This window comes from Bacteroides sp. OM08-11 (genome assembly GCF_003438665.1).
Taxonomy (GTDB): domain Bacteria; phylum Bacteroidota; class Bacteroidia; order Bacteroidales; family Bacteroidaceae; genus Bacteroides; species Bacteroides cutis.
On the sequence record NZ_QSTJ01000004.1, the window covers coordinates 91,548 to 112,844 of the forward strand.

At 39.8% G+C, this 21,297-nt stretch carries 20 protein-coding genes and 1 pseudogene; 6 read left to right on the forward strand and 15 right to left on the reverse strand.

Annotated features, from left to right (window positions below; all coding sequences use genetic code 11):
- Positions 1 to 211 precede the first annotated feature (211 nt).
- The 3 genes and pseudogenes from DXC10_RS08875 to DXC10_RS08885 form a co-directional block, all read right to left on the reverse strand.
- On the reverse strand, positions 212 to 703 hold the full coding sequence (locus DXC10_RS08875; RefSeq protein ID WP_117737701.1) for a PaaI family thioesterase: 492 nt from the start codon (positions 701 to 703) through the stop codon (positions 212 to 214).
- A 65-nt stretch (positions 704 to 768) separates the two neighbouring features.
- Positions 769 to 1,668, reverse strand: a complete 900-nt coding sequence (locus tag DXC10_RS08880; RefSeq protein ID WP_101545513.1) for a glycerophosphodiester phosphodiesterase family protein — start codon at positions 1,666 to 1,668, stop codon at positions 769 to 771.
- 159 nt (positions 1,669 to 1,827) lie between these two features.
- Positions 1,828 to 2,049: pseudogene (locus tag DXC10_RS08885) on the reverse strand (YecH family metal-binding protein); the annotation flags it as partial.
- Between the two features lie 110 nt (positions 2,050 to 2,159).
- Between DXC10_RS08885 and DXC10_RS08890 the strand changes: the two are divergent.
- On the forward strand, positions 2,160 to 3,275 hold the full coding sequence (locus DXC10_RS08890; protein WP_117737703.1) for a DUF4421 domain-containing protein: 1,116 nt from the start codon (positions 2,160 to 2,162) through the stop codon (positions 3,273 to 3,275).
- Here the strand turns inward: DXC10_RS08890 and DXC10_RS08895 are convergent.
- The 4 genes from DXC10_RS08895 to DXC10_RS08910 all read right to left on the reverse strand — a co-directional run bounded on the left by DXC10_RS08895 (position 3,272) and on the right by DXC10_RS08910 (position 7,112).
- Complete coding sequence (locus DXC10_RS08895; RefSeq protein ID WP_370448211.1) at positions 3,272 to 3,883, reverse strand: DUF2490 domain-containing protein; 612 nt, start codon at positions 3,881 to 3,883, stop codon at positions 3,272 to 3,274. The two genes, DXC10_RS08890 and DXC10_RS08895, sit on opposite strands and share 4 nt — an antisense overlap.
- A gap of 189 nt (positions 3,884 to 4,072) precedes the next feature.
- Positions 4,073 to 4,732 (reverse strand): chloramphenicol acetyltransferase, encoded by a 660-nt coding sequence (locus tag DXC10_RS08900; protein ID WP_101545227.1) that lies wholly within the window; start codon positions 4,730 to 4,732, stop codon positions 4,073 to 4,075.
- Positions 4,729 to 6,783 carry a cytochrome c biogenesis protein CcdA gene (locus DXC10_RS08905; RefSeq protein ID WP_101545506.1) on the reverse strand — a complete coding sequence of 685 codons (2,055 nt, stop codon included), beginning with the start codon at positions 6,781 to 6,783 and terminating at the stop codon, positions 4,729 to 4,731. The genes DXC10_RS08900 and DXC10_RS08905 overlap by 4 nt, the downstream gene beginning before the upstream one ends.
- 29 nt (positions 6,784 to 6,812) lie before the next feature.
- The gene (locus DXC10_RS08910) at positions 6,813 to 7,112 is read right to left on the reverse strand and encodes a Dabb family protein (RefSeq protein ID WP_101545225.1); all 300 of its coding nucleotides are present in this window, start codon (positions 7,110 to 7,112) and stop codon (positions 6,813 to 6,815) included.
- A gap of 103 nt (positions 7,113 to 7,215) precedes the next feature.
- Here DXC10_RS08910 and udk point away from each other — a divergent pair, with 103 nt between their 5' ends.
- Positions 7,216 to 7,824: a uridine kinase gene (gene udk / locus DXC10_RS08915; protein WP_101545222.1), complete on the forward strand. Its 609-nt coding sequence runs from the start codon at positions 7,216 to 7,218 to the stop codon at positions 7,822 to 7,824.
- A gap of 67 nt (positions 7,825 to 7,891) precedes the next feature.
- Positions 7,892 to 9,247: a transglycosylase SLT domain-containing protein gene (locus DXC10_RS08920; RefSeq protein WP_370448212.1), complete on the forward strand. Its 1,356-nt coding sequence runs from the start codon at positions 7,892 to 7,894 to the stop codon at positions 9,245 to 9,247.
- A 259-nt stretch (positions 9,248 to 9,506) separates the two neighbouring features.
- Here the strand turns inward: DXC10_RS08920 and metH are convergent, their stop codons facing one another.
- The 5 genes from metH to DXC10_RS08945 form a co-directional block, all read right to left on the reverse strand.
- On the reverse strand, positions 9,507 to 12,281 hold the full coding sequence (gene metH / locus DXC10_RS08925) for a methionine synthase (protein WP_101545216.1): 2,775 nt from the start codon (positions 12,279 to 12,281) through the stop codon (positions 9,507 to 9,509).
- A gap of 119 nt (positions 12,282 to 12,400) precedes the next feature.
- Entirely contained in the window at positions 12,401 to 12,853 is a 453-nt protein-coding gene (gene smpB / locus DXC10_RS08930) for an SsrA-binding protein (RefSeq protein ID WP_101545214.1), read from the reverse strand.
- Positions 12,854 to 12,860: 7 nt separating this feature from the next.
- Positions 12,861 to 13,436, reverse strand: a complete 576-nt coding sequence (locus tag DXC10_RS08935) for a Yip1 family protein (RefSeq protein ID WP_101545212.1) — start codon at positions 13,434 to 13,436, stop codon at positions 12,861 to 12,863.
- A 3-nt stretch (positions 13,437 to 13,439) separates the two neighbouring features.
- On the reverse strand, positions 13,440 to 14,234 hold the full coding sequence (locus tag DXC10_RS08940; RefSeq protein WP_117737704.1) for a hypothetical protein: 795 nt from the start codon (positions 14,232 to 14,234) through the stop codon (positions 13,440 to 13,442).
- Between the two features lie 84 nt (positions 14,235 to 14,318).
- Positions 14,319 to 14,819, reverse strand: coding sequence for a DMP19 family protein (locus DXC10_RS08945; RefSeq protein WP_117737705.1), 501 nt, complete (start codon positions 14,817 to 14,819; stop codon positions 14,319 to 14,321).
- Between the two features lie 128 nt (positions 14,820 to 14,947).
- Here DXC10_RS08945 and DXC10_RS08950 point away from each other — a divergent pair, with 128 nt between their 5' ends.
- The 3 genes from DXC10_RS08950 (at position 14,948) to DXC10_RS08960 (ending at position 17,965) form a co-directional block, all read left to right on the forward strand.
- The gene (locus DXC10_RS08950; protein ID WP_117737706.1) at positions 14,948 to 16,063 is read left to right on the forward strand and encodes a polysaccharide lyase family 1 protein; all 1,116 of its coding nucleotides are present in this window, start codon (positions 14,948 to 14,950) and stop codon (positions 16,061 to 16,063) included.
- 171 nt (positions 16,064 to 16,234) lie between these two features.
- The gene (locus tag DXC10_RS08955; protein WP_101545204.1) at positions 16,235 to 16,936 is read left to right on the forward strand and encodes an iron-sulfur cluster assembly scaffold protein; all 702 of its coding nucleotides are present in this window, start codon (positions 16,235 to 16,237) and stop codon (positions 16,934 to 16,936) included.
- An 18-nt stretch (positions 16,937 to 16,954) separates the two neighbouring features.
- Positions 16,955 to 17,965: a GGGtGRT protein gene (locus DXC10_RS08960; RefSeq protein ID WP_101545202.1), complete on the forward strand. Its 1,011-nt coding sequence runs from the start codon at positions 16,955 to 16,957 to the stop codon at positions 17,963 to 17,965.
- A gap of 655 nt (positions 17,966 to 18,620) precedes the next feature.
- Here DXC10_RS08960 and DXC10_RS08965 read toward each other — a convergent pair.
- Genes DXC10_RS08965 through DXC10_RS08975 form a run of 3 tightly spaced genes read right to left on the reverse strand, consistent with a single transcriptional unit; the run spans position 18,621 to position 21,236 of the window.
- Positions 18,621 to 19,808: a MalY/PatB family protein gene (locus tag DXC10_RS08965; RefSeq protein WP_101545199.1), complete on the reverse strand. Its 1,188-nt coding sequence runs from the start codon at positions 19,806 to 19,808 to the stop codon at positions 18,621 to 18,623.
- Between the two features lie 11 nt (positions 19,809 to 19,819).
- Positions 19,820 to 20,686 (reverse strand): DUF3737 family protein, encoded by an 867-nt coding sequence (locus DXC10_RS08970; RefSeq protein WP_101545197.1) that lies wholly within the window; start codon positions 20,684 to 20,686, stop codon positions 19,820 to 19,822.
- 13 nt (positions 20,687 to 20,699) lie between these two features.
- Complete coding sequence (locus DXC10_RS08975) at positions 20,700 to 21,236, reverse strand: cyclophilin-like fold protein (RefSeq protein WP_187120676.1); 537 nt, start codon at positions 21,234 to 21,236, stop codon at positions 20,700 to 20,702.
- Between the last annotated feature and the right edge of the window lie 61 nt (positions 21,237 to 21,297).

Here is a 21,297-nt window from a genome sequence, read left to right on the forward strand (position 1 = left end):
ATAAAAAACGAGACTTACCAATATCCGGTAAGCCTCGTTATCTATGTTCTACGTTATACACATACACTCATACGCCCACCGAATTATTCGTCAGGATGATGATGGTGATGATGTGCAACGATATTCTTCATGTTTTTTATTTCAATGCGACAAAAGTAAAGTATCCCATCGTAATATCCAAAGATTTATCACAAAAAAATTGTTTTTTCTTTCAAATTAGTGGCAAAATCTCTTCTGATTCCACATCGCAATGATGGAAATACATTTCTGTTTCCGCTTTTTCCTGTGGAAAAGTAAAATATGTACACGTAGCTTCTGTACAAAGTTCTCCCACACTGTTGTAAAGCCTCGCTTCTATAATAGCGATATTACGCTTTTGTTCCTTAAGAAAAGCGCGCAGTACTACATGTGTATCATTAGTGGATATGGATTTACGAAAACGAGTTTCCATCTTTGACGTCACTCCTCCGGTTTGCAATTTACGAAATACCACCCAACCACATATTTCATCCAACAATACCGACTGGATACCTCCATGAAGCGTATTCAACCAGCCCTGGTATTCCGGACGCGGCTTCCAAATACTCACCACCTCGTCACCATCTTCATAAAACTCCATTCTTACACCAGCTTCATTATCAGGAGAGCAACCGAAACAGTTGTAACCTTCCATATTTTTCCATGGATTGATAATCTTCTTCATACTATCTTTAATTTTATGGAGCAAAGATAACAAATCTTCAAAATAACAACCTTTATTTCCTACACTTATTCGTGCAATCCTTTTTCTTTCAAATATTGCAATAATAATACCGGACGATCTGTCTGAATTAGCTTAACACCTTGTTCTATAACCCAGCCCCAACTTTCATCAGGTTGTTGCAGTTCTACCGCACGGTCATCATCATGTCCTCCGCAAAGTTCCGGCCAAAGGGTATTAATAAAAATCTTAGCACCACTATCGTAGACTTTCTTTATTAAGCGTTGTACTTCTGGACCATCATCATTAAAAATCAATTCAAATGCTTTTGGTTTTAAATGAGTTATATAACTATCAATAACAGCTTCCGCACCTTTTCTACTTACATTGATGACAGGCATAAAAATCATTTTATCCAAAACATCTCCATTTTCCGCCTTTACCCGTTCATAAGGTAACGAGGCTTTCATAACACATTGATTTACCGTCCCGGTCTTTTTCAATATCTCGTAAGCTTCTTTAAAATAATCATATCCTTTGTCTACATTCACCATAACCTTACCTTTACATAATTCCATCACTTCCTCAAAAGTAGGTATCTGATGCCGCGTTTTACATCCCGCCCCATTCTTCAACCGCATTGTTTTCAGTTCGGCCAAAGTATAATCTTCAACCGCACCTTTCCCAGTCATCGTACGATTTATTGAGTTATCGTGCATTAAAACCAAATATCCATCTTTAGTCTTTTTTAAATCTATTTCTACCATATCTACCCCCATAGCAATACTGTTCCGGATAGCTTGCAAAGAATTTTCCGGTGCATTACGCCAGTCAGCACGATGAGAGACTACTAAAATCCGGTGAGGATTATTACCTAAAAAATCATTTTGTATCACTGTTACCCGGTCTTGTCCCCATAAGCACAAGGAACAACAAAATAAGAATAAAATTAAACGTAGTTTTTTCATATTATAACGTGTTTGAAATTGTTTGTTTTCTAAAGTAACAATCATTTGTATTTATGTTTTCGGCAACAAATATAAAAAGAACAATTGCATATTCTTTCAATAGAATAAAAAAGTTGCAATGAGAAATAAAAGCAATCTTTCATTGCAACAACCCAATGAATGATTGCACATTTTCGTTATATTAACCGCGAAGCCATCATCAGACGACATAAATTTTCCTTCTTCTTTAAGAAACCCAATAAGAGTATCAGTATCCATATCTTCTATCGAACAAATATAAAAACGCCGATGTTTACCAAACTTCTTAATAATTGCTTCTTTCAACGAAATCTCAGAATAACTATTTCCTTCCATCATGTGAAGGACTTCATGACGTACCATTACAATATCATAAACGTATGTAAAATTCGAGAAATAGAAAAGGATACTTGTCTAATAGAGTGTTTTTACCTATCTTCGTCTACAAGAAAATTTTACACTGACTGGAAATGATGCTGAAAAGATTTATTTTCTGTTTATGGATACTGTTACCGCTACCTTTATTTGCTCAGAATGAAGTTAGTGTTCTCGTTGCAAACGATAGTATCCAACCGGAAACACATCAGAAAAGGTTCAAAAAGGGTATTAAGAAATTCCTTAATTTCAGTAATTTCGATACGACCTATATCAGTCCTAACCGATATAATTATGCTCTGATGCTCGACCACTTCACAAATTATGAATATTACTCAATATCAAGCATCATTCCTGAACCTCAACGATTACGCCTCTCTCCTAAACCTCATAACAAGATCGGTGTTTATTTCGGATGGCGCTGGATATTCCTGGGATGGTCAGTAGACACAGAAGCACTTCTCGGAAAAAAAAGTGGGAAAAAGAAAGGAACAGAATTTGACCTCAGCCTTTACAGTTCAAAGTTAGGAGTAGACATTTTCTACCGTCGTACAGGTAATGATTATAAAATACATAAAGTAACCGGCTTTTCAAATATCCCTTCGGACTACTCAGAAGATTTCAGAGGATTGAAAGTAGATATGAAGGGATTAAATTTATACTATATTTTCAATAACCGACGTTTCTCTTATCCAGCAGCTTTCAGCCAATCTACCAACCAACGCAGAAATGCCGGATCATTTATCGCGGGACTATCGGTATCTACGCATAATCTGAACTTTGACTATACCTTATTACCGGAAATTATCCGAGAAACGATGAATTCGGGTATGAAAGTAAAGCACATAAAGTACACCAATCTCAGTCTCAATTTCGGTTATGCCTACAACTGGGTATTTGCACGAAATTGTCTTGCATGTCTATCAATCAATCCTGCTGTGGCATATAAAACATCCCGGATTGAAAAAGCAGAAGGAGAAAAAAACGAATGGTACAAAAATATCAATATTGACTTCATTGTAAGAGCCGGAATAGTATATAATAATAGTAAATATTTCGTGGGTAGCTCGTTTGTAGGTAGAACATACGATTACTATCGGAAGAACTTCTCACTGAACAATGGCTTCGGTACATTACAGGTATATGCCGGCTTCAATTTCTATCTTAAAAAAGAGTATCGGAAGAAGAAATCCGAAAGACGAGACACATTCTAAAAACTATACGAACATTCTATCCCTACTATATTTTTCTGTCTGTCACGTTGCCACTGACGACAATAGAAAACCTCTGTATCCCAATTGTCTGTTACCTCAAAGCTCAATCCTGTCCGATAACGCATACGCTGTACATTAAAATGTTCTCCAAAATTTAACCCGTTATATATTTCTACCGAGACATAAGGTTCCAGCTTACATTTCGGTATATCATAAGCTAATTTGAAACGTGAACGCAGACGGAATTCATCATTTTCTCCATCAAAGGTATGCTGCAAACGTTCCCGTAATGATAACTTGAGATGCTGCAAATGCGTAGAAAGCGTTCCATCCACACGATAACGATGACGAAATTCCCATCCACTTTCACCCCGGTTACGATAATGCAGTTCATATCCGGCACCAAATTTCAAGAAAGGTAAAAAAAGATACTCTCCCCCTACTCCTATTCCCCAACGATCTGTTCTATTTAAATCATTCTTAGTACGCCACTCTAAATCAGTAGATATAACAAATGCTGGTTTCACTTTATATTCGAAACCAGCATTAAGCCAACTGGTAAAATCCTCTTCCTGTGCCTGCAAAAATTGGGACGTAACGCATAACATAACGAATACAGAAACAATTTTCCTTCGAAAATTATTTTTCTTTATTTCTACATTCTTATTAATCAAATTCATCATTGGCTATTAGTTATGACTACAAAGCTAAAGATAAATTCTGTAATAAATCTGTAATACGCTGAATTAAACGTTATTTTCTACTTTTTACAAGCGGTAAACTTGTTTCTATAGAGATTATCCACGTGAAATTTCCCTAAGATATTGTTCGATTTTTTCAAAGAATGTACTTAAATGCGAACCGTCTACAAAAGCATGATTCACATAAATAGATAAAGGAAATACCAACCTACCTTCACGAAGAACGGCCTTACCTGCTGTCATCAAAGGGTAGTTACATCCGTTTCCAACTTCGGCAAGCGTATAAGTAGTGGCAGTAAAGAACATTTTGGGAACTGCACTCAGATGCACTACATCATAGTCTCCATGTTTTATCAAAGTTTTCTCCGCCCCATAAGGATCACCGTCTTCCGGGATATTCGTTATCAGAGCATAAGCCTCTGTATAAAAGCTCTCAAAATCTTCGTGATAAGGGATACGAACCGTATAAAAAGTCTTTCCGGGAACTGCTATCGGAGAAATAATATCAACTTGATCGTGATAGATAACCCGACCTTCCTTATCTATACGATAACGGAGCTCTACTACCTCATTGGCGGCACGAAGCACAGCATATAAGTAGTAGAGAAAAAAGGAACGTCCCGCAATTTTTGCTGCGGAACGTGCTTCAGTACAATCAATTTCAGTGGTAATGGAATACCAGGAATTTACGAAACTCCGGAAAAAACCGAAATTATCCCGGCGTTCCCACGTATCGATATCTACAATATGTTTCATTCTTGATTAACTTTCTCTTTCTTATAATTTTCCAAACCTGTTTGCAAGAATTCTATATATTTGGGAATATCCTCATCATAAGAATATGACTTATTAAGTGGTCTGCCTTCATTGTCAATCAGCACATAGAACGGTTGTGCATTGGCACCGAACTTAACTCGTTGCAAATAACTCCACTTATCGCCTACTGTACGTAAAGTACGTTCTTTTCCGTTTTCCATAATCTTCACAGGAGAAGTGAGCGGAGTTTTATTGTCTACATAAAGCGTGATAAGCACATAATCGTTATTGATGATATCGCTCACCTTCGGATCTGTCCATACAGCAAGTTCCATCTTTCGGCAATTCACACAACCATAACCAGTGAAATCCAGCATTACGGGCTTGCCATGCAAACGAGCATACTCCATACCAAGATCATAATCATCAAACTGGGCATGTACCTCATTATTGTACAGATTGAAATCCTGTGTCTGCATAGGCGGCGCAAAAGCACTGACTGCCTTCAACGGTGCTCCCCATAAACCGGGAACCATATAAACAGCAAATGCCAAAGAAGTCAAAGCCATGAAAAAACGCGGCACACTGACCTTATTATCGTCATCATCGTGCGGAAACTTAATTTTACCCAACAAATAGAAACCGAGCAGAGCAAACAGTACAATCCATAAAGCAAGAAACGTTTCACGGTCAAGGATACGCCAGCCATAAGCCAAATCGGCAACAGAAAGGAACTTCAACGCAAATGCAAGTTCAAGGAAACCGAGTGTCACTTTAATAACATTCATCCAACCTCCTGACTTAGGCATAGACTTCAACCATGACGGGAATAATGCAAACAATGTGAACGGCAATGCCAATGCGATAGCAAAACCCAACATACCAATAGCCGGAGCTACCACACTACCAGTCGTAGAAACTTGTACCAACAAGAAACCGATAATAGGACCTGTACAAGAAAAAGATACTAATGAGAGCGTGAATGCCATCAGGAAAATACTGAGCAAGCCACTTGTTTTTTCAGCCTTGCTATCTACTGCGTTACTCCATTTGGAGGGAAGAGTTATTTCAAACGCTCCGAAAAAAGAAGCAGCAAACACTACCAACATCAAACAAAACAGGATATTGAAAACTGCATTCGTTGAAAGCGCATTCAGTGCACTAGCACCAAAGATCAACGTAATAGCTAGTCCTAAGGTAACGTATATCACTACGATGGACGCACCATATGTCCACGCATCACGAACACCTTTTTTCTTGTCTTTACTACGTTTCAAGAAGAAGCTCACCGTCATCGGTATGATAGGCCATACACAGGGAGTGAACAACGCTAACAATCCACCGAGAAAACCAGTAATGAAGATATAAATCCATGACATATTCTCCTGGGAAGTAGTTTCTCCCAACATATGTAAATCATTGATAACCGGTTTCCAAAGATCAATATCTCCATCGGAAACATTTATTCCAGTAATTCCATCCCCCCCACCGATAGCTACAACAGAAGCGGTATCCGCAACAGTTTTCGTAATAACTTGTTGTGTCACAGGCTGACTCTCTGTTTGTGGAGCGACTAAAATTTCCTTAGAAGTCTCACCTTCAGCCTTACCGGAAAAGTTGAATGGCACTTGAGTAGGTGGTAAACAATTCTCATCATTACATGCACCATATTCCAAATAACCATCTATTTCGTAAATACCCCCTGTCAATTTCAACTGCTGAACAAATTGTGCTGTATTCTCAAAATAACGCACCTTCATTTCAAACAACTTATCGAACGCGGATATTTCCTTTCCAACGGGTTTCAGCTTACCTACCAACTCAACACCAAAAAGTTTCTCAGTATTAAAAGTGGCCGAAATAGGTCCCCCATCACCCAGATCGGTAGAGTAAACATGCCAACCTTTATCAATCACACCGGTAAACACAATTTCGGCTTCACCTGCTGGTAAAGTTTTCAACTCCGATTTGAATTTAACAGGTTCGTGTATCTGCGCTTGCACCACAATAGCGAGAAGCAACAAAAAAGTAGAGAATAATATTTTCTTCATTTCTAATTTTTGGTTCATTTATTGCTAATTTAATCTTCGTAATCTACGCAAGCACGACTTTCTTTCACACCTGCAATAAGTTTACCAGCAGCCACATGTTCGGGATGTGTAGCATAGAACTTCACATCATCCAATGTGTCAAACTCACTATACAAAGCAATACTCCAAGCTTCAGCAGGATTGATATTTAATCCAACTTCAATCTTACGAATAACGGAAATTTTAGCAGGAAGCGCTTCAATAGCTTCCTTAAAATTATTCATTGCCGCTAACTTTTCCTCAGCCGAAGCCTCATCTTTCAGCTTAAATAAAACAATGTGCTTGACCATAACTTTGTTATTTAAATGATTTATATCTATATTTGTCAGCCGAAGCGGCTGTATTTAACAACTGCAAAAATACTGGTTTTGTTTCAAATATACACTTAAACGGATGTTAATAATAGGAATTGCAGGCGGAACAGGTTCGGGAAAGACCACCGTCGTACGTAAAATTATTGAAAGTCTCCCTGTAGGTGAAGTGGTATTATTGCCGCAAGATTCTTACTATAAAGACAGTAGCCACGTACCTGTGGAAGAACGGCAGAATATCAATTTCGACCATCCCGATGCATTCGAATGGAATCTTCTGTCCAAACACGTTTCCATGTTGCGCGATGGTAAAAGCATCGAACAACCCACTTATTCGTATCTGACATGTACCCGTCAGCCCGAAACCATCCATATCGAACCACGTGAAGTGATTATCATTGAAGGTATCCTTGCTTTATGCGACAAAAAACTTCGTAGCATGATGGATCTCAAGATTTTTGTAGATGCAGATCCCGATGAACGCCTTATCCGCGTTATCCAACGGGACGTGATTGAACGTGGACGTACCGCCGAGGCTGTAATGGAACGTTATACCCGTATTCTAAAACCAATGCATTTGCAATTCATTGAGCCCTGTAAGAGGTATGCTGACCTCATTGTTCCGGAAGGTGGTAACAACCAAGTGGCAATTGATATACTCACGATGTATATTAAGAAACACTTAAGATAGATATTAAGTATCAGATATTAATTGCTGTACCATGAAAAAGAGAAGCGGATTATGGACGATATTGTCAATGATGATAATATGTTGCATTTCAGGATGCCGTGGTAGTCATAATGCCGCTGTAGAAGAAAGTGGTGATGACTTGCAACAAATAAAGGATAGTGGAGAGTTGATAGTATTGACATTATACAGTTCTACTTCCTATTTTATTTACCGTGGACAAGACATGGGTTTTCAATACGAATTAAGTGAGCAATTTGCCAAAAGTCTTGGGATAAATCTAAAAATTAAGGTTGCCAAAAACGTACATGATCTCATAGAAAAACTCCTTACAGGTGAAGGTGATCTTATTGCTTATAACCTACCCATTACAAAGGAATGGAAAGACAGTCTGATTTACTGTGGTGAAGAAGTAATTACTCATCAAGTTATTGTACAACGTACCGATGGACGTACTAAACCTCTGAAAGACGTTACAGAACTTATCGGGAAAGACATATATGTAAAACCAGGTAAGTATTACGATCGTTTAGTGAACCTTGACAAAGAACTTGGAGGAGGAATAAATATTCATAAAGTAACCAACGATAGTATTACTGTGGAAGATTTGATTACTCAGGTTTCACAAGGAAAGATATCTTATACTGTAGCCGACAATGATGTAGCACAATTAAATACGACTTATTATCCCCACCTAAACATTAGCCTTTCTATAAGTTTTGATCAACGTGCTTCATGGGCTGTAAGAAGGAACTGTCCACAACTGGCAGCAGCAGCTAACAAATGGCATGAAGAAAATATGACTTCGCCTGCTTATACAGCAAGTATGAAACGTTATTTTGAAATCAGCAAAGCTATTCCTCACTCTCCTATCTTATCCTTACGAGAAGGAAAAATCTCTCATTACGATCATTTATTCAAGAAATATGCCCCTGAAATCAATTGGGATTGGCGTCTATTGGCATCGTTGGCCTATACAGAATCCAATTTCGATTCTACGGCAGTATCATGGGCAGGCGCCAAAGGACTGATGCAACTGATGCCGACTACCGCACGAGCCATGGGAGTACCGCCGGGCAAAGAACATAACCCTGAAGAAAACATCAAAGCAGCAGTAAAATATATCGCTGCCACTGCCAGAAGTTTTTCTGCAGTTCCCCCAGAGGAGAGACTGAACTTCGTATTGGCATCTTACAACTCCGGTATTGGACACGTATTGGATGCTATGGCTCTGGCTGAGAAATACGGAAAGAACAAATATGTTTGGCGCGATAATGTAGAAAATTTCATCCTGCTGAAAAGCAACGAAGAGTATTTTACTGATCCTGTCTGTAAAAATGGTTATTTCCGTGGAATAGAAACATATAATTTCGTCAGGGATATAACATTACGATTTGAACAGTATAAGAAAAAAATTAAGGAGTAAAGATAAGACAGTACATCTCAAGAAATCAGTATCTAAACACTCTAATTTCATTAAACTTATCTAAATAAATATCATTTAGAATATATGTTCATAGATTTTCTACATTTATAGAATAAGTAAACTTAAATGTAGAAAATCATATAAACTATGAACCTATCAAAAACGGAAGAGCTGTTAATGGATATTATTTGGAGAAAAAATGGACATTTAGCAAATACAACTACTAAATGCCCATTTATTTAATTCTTGCTTTCATCAATCAAAACAGGTTCAACTTATTTTTTTTAGCTTTTTCCAAAGAAACTGTATCAACCTGTCTCTCCTCGTTTTTCTCACGTAATTGTTGATATTTCATCGATAAATCTTCTACTAACTTTGCTTTCTGCTTTGGGTTCATCAAGCGTGCCGCCACAGTCGCATTCTGAGAGGCATCTTTCAGATGAATCACCGGAGCATGATAAACGGGAGCTATCTTCAGTGCAGTATGCAAAGGAGATGTAGTAGCCCCTCCTATCAATAAAGGTATATCGGCTCCGGCTTTTTCCAACTCAAAAGCCACATGTACCATTTCGTCCAATGAAGGAGTAATCAAACCACTCAATCCAATCATATCTACTTTTTCATCTATTGCACGTTGTACAATGGTTTCAGCAGGCACCATTACTCCCAAGTCGATTATCTCGTAACCATTACAAGCCATCACGACTGCAACTATATTCTTACCGATATCGTGTACATCACCTTTTACGGTTGCAAGCAAAACTTTGCCAGCAGAAGTGGCATCTTCCTGCTTTTCCGATTCAATGATCGGTTGCAAAATGGCAACCGCTTTCTTCATGATACGAGCAGTCTTCACTACTTGTGGAAGAAACATCTTACCGATACCAAATAAATCACCGACATGTTTCATACCCTCCATTAATGGTCCCTCGATAATATCCACAGCTTTAGGGTACTTATCCAAAGCCTCAGTAAGGTCTTCTTCCAAATAATCACCGATACCTTTCGTCAAAGCATATTTTAAACGTTCTTCCAATGTGGTCCCCTCACGCCAAGCAAGTTGAGAATTGAAAGTTGAATGCCGAGAGCTATCATTCGAATCTGTTTTTTTCGCAGCTTCCATCTCTATTTTCAGACGCTCAGCAACCTCAATCAATCGCTCGGCAGCATCCGGTCGGCGATTGAGAACCACATCCTCGATACGTTCTAAAATATCAGCAGAGATATCCGTATAAATCACAGAAGTCGCGGGATTTACAATACCCATATCCATCCCCTCACGGATTGCATAATAAAGGAATACGGCATGCATCGCCTCACGGATATAATTATTACCACGAAATGAGAACGAAAGGTTACTGACACCTCCACTCACATGTGCACCAAATAGATTTTTCCGTATCCAACCTGCAGCACGAATAAAGTCGACCGCATAATTATTATGTTCCTCCATACCTGTAGCTACTGCAAGCACATTCGGATCAAAAATAATATCATGAGGATTAAAACCTATCTTATCCACCAAAAGGTGATAAGCCCGTTCACAAACTTCAATCTTGCGTTCAAAAGTATCCGCCTGTCCTTTCTCATCAAATGCCATTACCACAACAGCTGCACCATATTGTTTTATGAGACGGGCATGCTCCAGAAATTTTTTTTCCCCTTCTTTCAAAGAAATAGAATTAACGATGGATTTTCCTTGCAGGCATTTCAAACCAGCAACAATCACTTCCCATTTGGAAGAGTCTATCATCACAGGAACACGCGCAATTTCCGGTTCGGAAGCAATAAGATTTAGGAAAATAGTCATTTCTTCCTTGGCATCCAGCAAACCATCATCCATATTGATATCAATGACCTGTGCACCATCTTCCACTTGCTGGCGGGCAATACTCAGAGCTTCATCGTACTTTTTCTCGTTTATCAATCGCAGAAACTTACGCGAACCGGCAACATTACAACGTTCACCTACATTTATAAAGTTGTTTTCAGGTTTCACTTCCAAAAGTTCCAAACCCGACAGCCAAAGATTATCTGTTTTTGGAACAGGTATATGTGGAGCAACATCGACAATCAGAGCCGAATATTCGGCAATATATTCGTCAGTAGTACCACAACATCCACCAATAATATTTACTAACCCTTCATGAATATACTCTCCAATTTCATTGGCCATTTCGATAGGAGTCTGATCGTATGTTCCTAAGCCATTCGGCAAGCCGGCATTGGGATAAGCACTTATATAATAAGGAGCACGTACAGCAAGCTGTTCGAGAAAAGGTTTCAACTGATGTGCACCGAAAGAACAGTTCAGACCGACAGAGAAAATATCCGCATGTTGTACAGAAGCCAGAAAAGCTTCTAAAGTTTGCCCTGAAAGAGTACGTCCTCCAGTATCGGAAACTGTAACCGATAGCATCAAAGGAACATGAATACCGGTAAAATCCATCGCCTGTTCGGCAGCATAAATAGCCGCTTTCGCATTCAACGTATCAAAAATAGTTTCTATCAACAGAGCATCTATACCTGTTTCAAGCATAATCTCCATCTGTTCACGATAGGCAGTAGCCAGTTCATCATAACTCAAAGCGCGGAATGCCGGGTTATTTACATCAGGACTCATAGAACAGGTTTTATTGGTAGGGCCGATGGAACCAGCCACAAAGCGTGGTTTATCAGGAGTAAGAGCAGTAAATTCATCGGCTACTTCACGTGCCAATTTTACGGCAGTACTATTTATTTCACGCACATATTCCTGCACATGATAATCAGCCATGCTAACACGAGTAGAACTGAAAGTATTCGTTTCAATAATATCAGCACCTGCCACTAAATATTTACGATGGATATCCTGTACTATATCGGGGCGGGTCAGACAAAGTAAATCATTATTACCCTTCAATTGCCCTGAGACATGAGCAAAATACTCACCACGGAAGTCTTCCTCCGTTAAGTTATATTGTTGTATCATGGTGCCCATCGCACCATCTAAAATCAAGATGCGCTCACGCACCAACTTTTCAATAGAAGCCACTGTTATAAGGTATAAAATATAAAGTATAAGTGTGAAGCATAAGATATAAGCAACAATATTATAAGATATAATGTGATATTATATACCTTATGCTTCACACTTATACTTCAAATTTTGTCTTACCGCTTGAACATACGTGCCATGTCACGCTTGTCATCTTTTTCTTTAAGGGATTCTCGTTTGTCATATTGCTTCTTACCTTTGGCAAGAGCTACAACAACTTTTGCCAATCCTTTTTCATTGATAAACAAACGCACAGGTACAATGGTAAAACCGGGATCTTTTGTTCCACGCATCAGCTTTCCCAATTCTTTCTTATTCAACAAAAGTTTGCGCTCCCTACGCGCATTATGATTATTGTACGAACCGTAAAAATACTCGGCAATATGCATATTCTTCACCCACAGTTCGCCATTAGCAAAATAGCAGAATGTATCTACCAAGCTCGCTTTGCCCAACCGAATAGATTTGATTTCCGTACCTGTGAGTACAATACCCGCAGTATAAGTATCTACCAGTTCATAGTCAAATGTAGCACGCTTATTTTTAATATTTACAGGAGCTTGTTTCATAAACCAATCAATTTAACATTACCGTCAGCTTATTAAAGACGAATTGTATCACTACCGGACAAGCTATTAACAAAATAGAGGAAAGAATTGTGAAACGTAAACGGTCTTTTTCCGTTACATCCATCAAAACAATACTTCCTTCCCACACCACATAGACAATGTAAAATTGAAGCAACAACGCTATAATATTAAAATCCGGTAGTACACCGATAATAATTTGGAGCAAAAAAGGCACCACCAACGCATATCCCGCAAACTGTTGCGTCAAAAGCATATCATTGTTCATCTGAAACATACGAACGCACAACCCATTGATAAGATAAGCAGCTAAAAAATATCCTCCAAATAAAGATACAGCCACCGCACAACATTGCGTCATGGCATATTGAAAACTTTCCGGACCATCCCATCCCTTCACCAACAATGAACCGATGAAAACGGACAACCCGCATAAACCAATCATAGGATAGACAAAAGCTGTAAATACTTTCCGCCTATCCTCTTGCAAACGAATTTCCTCCCAAGCACGAACCGGAGAGGAAATCAATTGAATTGCTATATGAATTAATTCTTTGTAGTTCAATTACTATTCGTCAAATTTATATTCCACTTCGTAGGGCTCAGATAACTTACCATCTTCCAAACTATTTGAACCGGACTTGGTAGATTCAAATGCATAAATCTTAATCTTAGTCGGTTTTTTATCGGTTAGACCCTCAAAATCATTCAATGCAGATGATATATCAAAAGCTTTATATATATTAGCCACATCTGATGGCTTTTCTTCTTCTGTTCTATAACGCAAATACAAAGCCATTTCTGTATCTTCCGCTTTAGCCTGAGACCTATCAAATATCAACGTAAAGTTGTATTTACTTATGTCTGTAGACTTAGCCAAGAATACAACCGGTATTACTATAATATTTTTATCAAAGAAACCGATACCATTATTATCGCTCATTCCATAATCATTAATAAAACCTATTTTAGTTATTGTTGCATTCTGATATCCGGATTCTGCACCATCATCTTCAAGAGACCAACACTCAGCACTTGTACTTAAATTTTGGATTCCTGAAACTTGTACTTTCACTTCTTTGGTAGCTTCAGTTACAGGCTGTTCTTCTGAATTATATGACCATGCTATCTGTACAATATCACCTGTACTCAACTTTAAATTTGTATTTGCCATTAATTCACTACTATTTGCAGCTACATAATTGACCTCACTATTAGTAAATCTAAACGTATAGGGATACGTACTTACCGTCTTCATAATAAAAGTCCCCCCTACAGTAGGATCGCTATCTCCCATACATGAAGTTAAAGAAATGCCCATTAATAAGGTTAAGGCCACCATCAAGAATTTCAATTGTTTCATAAACATTTATTTTTTAGAGTTTGCAAAGATATAAAATCCATTTTACATAATATAAATGCAGTAACTAAAAAAATACTGCAACACTTACTTTATTATTTTTGCAAATAAATCTAAATGTTCATCTACATAATTGGCAACCAACGTTGTATATTCTTCTTCTTTTTCCAAAAATTCATCTTCCAAATCATCAAAAACTTCGTATTGCTCGTACATCGCCATAAACTCTTCATCCGTACGTTCACACTCCAAATCTTCACGATGTCCATCATATATCTTCTTAGCTGCATATACCAATTTACTCAAATCACCAATTTTCCAAAGCCGCATTACCTTGGCAAAAGGATTAGCAAAGATATATCCGCCATAACCATTCTGGATCAACTGGCAGAAACCACCGTCCATCACTTCATCCCGAAATATCTGATAAGCCAACAACGAATGTTGTTCAGCAGTGAGTAAAGGCATTGTCACTGCGGTAAGTTCTCCGCCTATCACCTTTTTATAAGCATTGGTAAACACTTGAATAAAGATATCCATTCCCTCATTGGCAGCTTGACGTAATGCAGCATCTGTTACTTCTATCATAATTACCACGATTGATTATGCCACAAAGTTAACACTTTACACCAAAACTTCCACATAGAAAAACAGAATATCGACAAAAACCTTTCAAAAGCCCTCTATCTTTGCTTGCATAATCAAAAGATATCACTATGAATAAGATTTTTATTTTCCTGATGTTTATCTTGTTATGTAATTGCTCTTCTACCCCTATCCAAGATATTCCACCTAATACACCGGAAGATACAACCGATTCTACAACTCCGTCGGATGAAAAGCCTACCGATGATGAAAGCTACGGAACTTCTATTTATGACACCAACTCCCCCGTCGGATTCGCTACTATGGCCACTCCCCCTACCGGAGGTAAAGGCGGAAACAATATTATTGTCACTACGGCAACCGAACTGGCGAATGCATTGAAAAAAACAGAGAAACTCATTATTTATATAAAAGGTACTATTACTATAGAAAAAGTCATTTCTGTCCTTGCCACTAACAAAACTCTACTCGGGCTTCCGGGGTCTATATTGATCAATCCCAACCGTACGAGAGACGGTTCAGGTATCCTTTATTTCAAAAAAGGATCCAACAATCTCATCTTACGTAATATTACATTCAAAAGTGCTGGTGCATACGACGTAGACGGATGGGATAATCTATGTATAGACGGAACCACCAATATTTGGGTAGATCATTGCGATTTTCAGGATGGTGTAGATGGTAACTTCGACTGTAAAAATGTATCCGACAATATTGCTGTAACCTGGTGTCGTTTCCGTTATCTTATTGCTCCCTTAGCAGGAGGACCGGGTGGAAATGACGCACATTGTTTCAGTAATCTTTGGGGAAACAGTGACAACCATACAGAAGATCGTGGTCATCTGAACACCACTTTCCAATTCTGTTGGTGGGATGAAGGTTGCCGCGACCGTATGCCACGCGTACGTTTTGCCCAAATACACATAGCCAACTGCCTTTACAGTAGCACTGTCAGCAGTCATTGTATCGGTGCAGGTAAGGAAGCAGATATTTATGTGGAAAAATCGGTCTTCACAGGATTTAAAAAGGACAAAATCTACAAAACTTATACCGATGATGCCAAAGTATATCTGAACCAATGTATCTCACCATTCAGCGGTAACGAAACAAACGGTACAGGAAGCAGCTTCACTCCTCCCTATACCTTAATAACCATTGATGCCTCAAAAGTAGAAGAAGTTGTAAAAGGTAATGCAGGTGCCACTCTGACAATAAAAGAACCGTAGTAACTGCAAACTCTACTTTACATTCCACAGAGTTACAACTTATTATTACTTATTTTTAATAAAAAAGTCAAACTGTACGGTTGGCAGAAACCAAGAAAAGGACTAACTTTGTGACCGATTTGAAAAAGTAGAACTACGTTTTTTTAATTATAACTTAAAAAAGAGCTAATTATGACTTATTCACACGAAGTGGAACACATGTGTGTTGTAAAGAAAGGGCCTAACCATGGACCAGCTCCTATTCCCGAAGAAGGTAAATGGGTAAAAGCTAAAGAAATTGTTGACATCTCTGGTTTGACACACGGTATTGGTTGGTGTGCTCCTCAGCAAGGTGCATGTAAATTAACCCTCAATGTAAAGGAAGGTGTTATTCAAGAAGCATTAGTTGAGACTATCGGTTGTTCTGGTATGACACATTCAGCTGCTATGGCATCTGAAATCCTCCCGGGTAAGACTATCCTCGAAGCATTGAATACTGACCTTGTCTGTGATGCTATCAATACAGCTATGCGTGAACTCTTTCTGCAAATCGTTTATGGACGTACTCAATCAGCCTTCTCAGAAGGTGGTTTGATTATTGGCGCCGGTTTGGAAGATTTGGGTAAAGGTTTGCGTAGTCAAGTAGGTACATTGTATGGTACTTTGGCTAAGGGTCCCCGTTACCTGGAAATGGCAGAAGGCTACATCAAAAATATTTTCCTGGATAAAGACGACCAAATTTGCGGATACGAATTTGTTCACCTGGGCAAGTTCATGGATGAGATCAAGAAGGGAACTGACGCAAACGAAGCTTTGAAGAAAGTTACCGGTACCTACGGACGCGTAACAGCCGAACAGGGAGCAGTTAAACACATTGACCCACGTCACGAATAATATAAGGAGGAAAAGAATATGATTAGAGAAGTGAAATTTGAAAGTCAAGACCGTCGCATCAAGCAGATTATCGCTGCTTTAAACGCTAACGGCATCAAAGACATCGAAGAAGCTAACGCTATCTGTGAAGCTCATGGACTTGATCCTTATATGACGTGTGAAGAAACCCAGCCTATTTGCTTTGAGAATGCAAAATGGGCATACGTGGTAGGTTGTGCTATCGCTATTAAGAAAGGTTGCAAAAACGCTGCCGAAGCTGCTGAAGCCATCGGTATCGGTTTGCAAGCATTCTGTATTCCGGGTTCTGTAGCCGACGACCGTAAAGTTGGCATCGGCCACGGTAATCTGGCAGCTATGTTGCTTCGTGAAGAAACCAAGTGCTTTGCTTTTTTGGCAGGTCACGAGTCATTTGCAGCAGCTGAAGGCGCAATCAAGATTGCCGCTAAAGCAGACAAGGTACGTAAAGAGCCATTACGTTGTATCTTGAACGGTCTCGGTAAAGATGCTGCACAGATTATCTCTCGTATCAATGGTTTTACATACGTTCAGACTCAATTCGACTATTATACAGGTGAATTAAAAGTAGTGAAGGAAATTGCATACAGCGACGGTCCTCGTGCTAAAGTAAAATGCTATGGTGCCGATGACGTTCGCGAAGGTGTAGCCATCATGTGGAAAGAAGGCGTAGATGTATCTATCACAGGTAACTCTACCAATCCGACTCGTTTCCAACATCCGGTTGCTGGTACTTACAAGAAAGAACGCGTTCTTGCTGGTAAGCCTTACTTTTCAGTAGCATCAGGTGGTGGTACGGGGCGTACGCTTCATCCGGATAACATGGCTGCTGGTCCTGCTTCATACGGCATGACAGACACTATGGGCCGTATGCACTCAGACGCTCAGTTCGCTGGTTCTTCATCAGTTCCTGCTCACGTAGAAATGATGGGATTCCTGGGAATTGGTAACAACCCGATGGTAGGATGTACAGTGGCTTGTGCGGTTGACGTAGCTACTGCTCTTAGTAAGTAATCATCTGATATACAAATTATAACGAAGAGCTTTCCTTAGGGAAGGCTCTTCTTGTTTTAACAGACTTCCACGCTATCCTTGCTCTACTCACCTTTGTCTATCATTTAGTATCATCACCTTATCAATTGTGACGGTGTCCTATATTATACTCTATAAATTCTCTACAAATTGCCACATTATTGCTAATTCTATGACGTTACTTGTGACGAGGTATCTATACCGTCACAGCAAGGTAAAATATTCATAAATAGCTATGTATTAACACATATCATATTAAACCCCTCTTACTCTTATATTATTAATGACATATGACGAAATCGCTTCAATCATACAACTTTATATTATTTAATTTACACCTCTACCTTCAAAATCAAAAACATTTAGTTTACATTAGTTTCCCTCTACAATATAACTAACTTCGTATCAGATTAATTCTATACGATATGAGACTTACTAAGAAGGCTCCACCTATGAGAAGTCAGATTTGGCTATGTAACATTGAAAGTGAATTTCACCTCTGAATTCCTCCTCAATCTCTACCAGACTTTCGGACTGAAACATTGATGGGTTCCAAAGCACACAGAGTTTCAGCAAAATATTCAAGAAAGTAGTACATTATTCTCACAAACAGTATGTACAGGAATAAATATACCTGTTACGTATAGTGTTTATCGCCAATATGATTACTATGTATAAAACGGCTAAAACGCTTCAATCCTTCTGTCAGTGTAGTACGTGGGCAGGCGATATTCCAACGCATGAACCCTTCACCCTCTGCGCCGTACATCGTTCCAGCATTGAGCCACAATCGGGCTTCGGCAACCAATCTCCGTTCGAGTTCATCCGAGGATATGCCGAGTTTGCGGCAGTCCATCCAGATGAGATAGGTTCCCTCCAAGACCGTGATAGGAAATCCCGGCAAATGTTCACGACAGAACCCCCGCATATAGAGATAATTGGCATGCAGATACTCGATGAGTTGGTTCAGCCACTCTTCCCCTTCATTGTAAGCTGCTTGGGTAGTAATTATACCGAACGGATTGACATCGCATACCTCGTTATCGTTGATAGCACGATCGATTTTCGCCCGGTACTCGGCATCGGAGCAGACAATGTTCGCAATCTGCAACCCGGCGATATTGAACGCCTTACTGGGGGATATGCAGGTAACGGAATGCCGTAGGAAATTTTCTGAGATAGAAGCAAACGGCGTGTAACGGTGTCCTGGGAAAACCAACTCGCAATGGATTTCGTCCGAAACGACCGTAACGCCGTAACGGATACAGATTTCTCCGATACGTACCAGTTCCTCACGTCTCCATACCTTTCCGGTAGGATTATGAGGATTGCACAGCAACATTACCTTCACTTTTGGATCGGCGACTTTACGTTCCAGATCTTCATAATCAATCGTGTAAGTATTACCTGCAAAGACCAACGGCGAAGAGACCATTTCACACCCATTGTTACGGATAGATGAAAAGAAACAATTATAGACGGGAGTCTGCGCCAGCACCTTGTCACCAGGCACGGTCAAAGCCTTGATAACTGCCGATATGGCTGGGACTACACCCGGTGTGTAAATTATCCATTCGCGGTCAATCTTCCAATCGTGACGGCGTGCGAACCAACTCGTAACAGCTTCATAATAGCTGTCAGGCACACGGGTATAACCGAAGATACCGTGTTCTACACGTCGACGCAAAGCATCGATGATGACAGGGGCTGTACGGAAATCCATATCAGCCACCCACATCGGCAATACATTTTCATTCTCGGCACTGTCCCATTTATAGGAATCAGTTCCCCGTCGCGAAATTCGTTCATCGAAGTCGTATTTCATGTGTCTTCGTCTTAATCGGTGAAACAGGTACGCTCGTCCCTGAGACGGATTTCACAATCAGCAGGAGCCTTGATATTCTCGTCTATAGTTATGGAACCGAACTCGTCGGCCACAATACGTCCCGACATCGGGTTCTTGATATTCGTGATGGTTCCTCGAATATCGGCCTGCAACGTGCTGTACTCGAATGCACGGTCACAATCCGGTCCGAAGGTACAGTTCTCAAGTATGAGGTCGTGTGCATAGCAGAGTGGTTGCTCACCGGTAATATGGCAATTGACCAGTCGCAGGTTCTTCGAGTGCCAGCCGAGGTACTCACCGTTGAGATCAGAATCGTAGATGGTCACATTCTCCACTTCCCAGAACGCATCCTTCGTCGTGATCTTGGCATGATGAATTTCCACATTCTTCACGTACTGAAACACATATTTGCTGTCACTCTCTAATCCGTCCACATAAATATCGTTGCTGAACATGAAAGGATAGGTACCGCCATGAAGTTTGAGATTCTTGATGCGGATGCCATTGCAACGCCAGAACACTTCATCGGCATCGTTCATTGTTACGTTCTCAATGTTTATTTCGTCCATCTCACGGAACATCTTCGGTGCATCGATAATCGTGTCGGTCATCTTCAGGTGGTCGGAGTACCACAAGGCCGAACGCCCTCCGACATCGAAATAACAGTGGTCGATTTTGAAACCGTGTACATGCCAGAAGGGATAGTTACCCTCGAAACGACAAGCTACAGCTTCGATATTGCTACACTCTTTGATGGCCGATTCACCGGCACGGATAATCACATTCTCCAAACGGAGATCATGGGACTCGAATAAGGGACGCTCGCCCCCGAATTCAGTATCTTTAATCAGTTTCATTTAGAATATTATTTTAGTTATCAGTCATATTGATTTCAAAAGTCACGTTCACATTGCCTCTTCCGAGAGCCGAAGCCAGCCCTGACGGATTATCGAGCCGTCCTATATGGGTGTAGCTGTAAGACGACGAGAAGGTTTCATAAAAGAGAACAACACAACTGGAACCGTAGAGCATCAGGTCTCCATTACGGATTGTGCCGGGTCGGTAGCTGTCTGTGGGCAGATTTTCCGACAGATAATGATATTTTTCGTTACCGTTCATTTCATTCATCGTCACCGTCATAGGCAGCAAAGCGGTAAAAGCGCGTGCCGTAGCATTGTCCTCAAGTGTGACAGAAAAGCTATAGTCGCCCACACGGACTGTAATGTTTCTGTTCATTTCGTTTTCCCCTCCATTATTTTCGTCACCATTATTCCCGTTATTGTCACTTCCGTTTCCAGAATTGTCATCGTCTCCCGGTTCTTCAGGATCAAGAACGGGCACGACAGAAGTCTCCGTTATAAGTTCATCATCCGGACTGCATACAGTCAATACAAATATAGCTGTCATAGACGCTAAGACCATTATAATCAAATACTTGTTCATATCTTATTCTATTGTAAGATCTTAC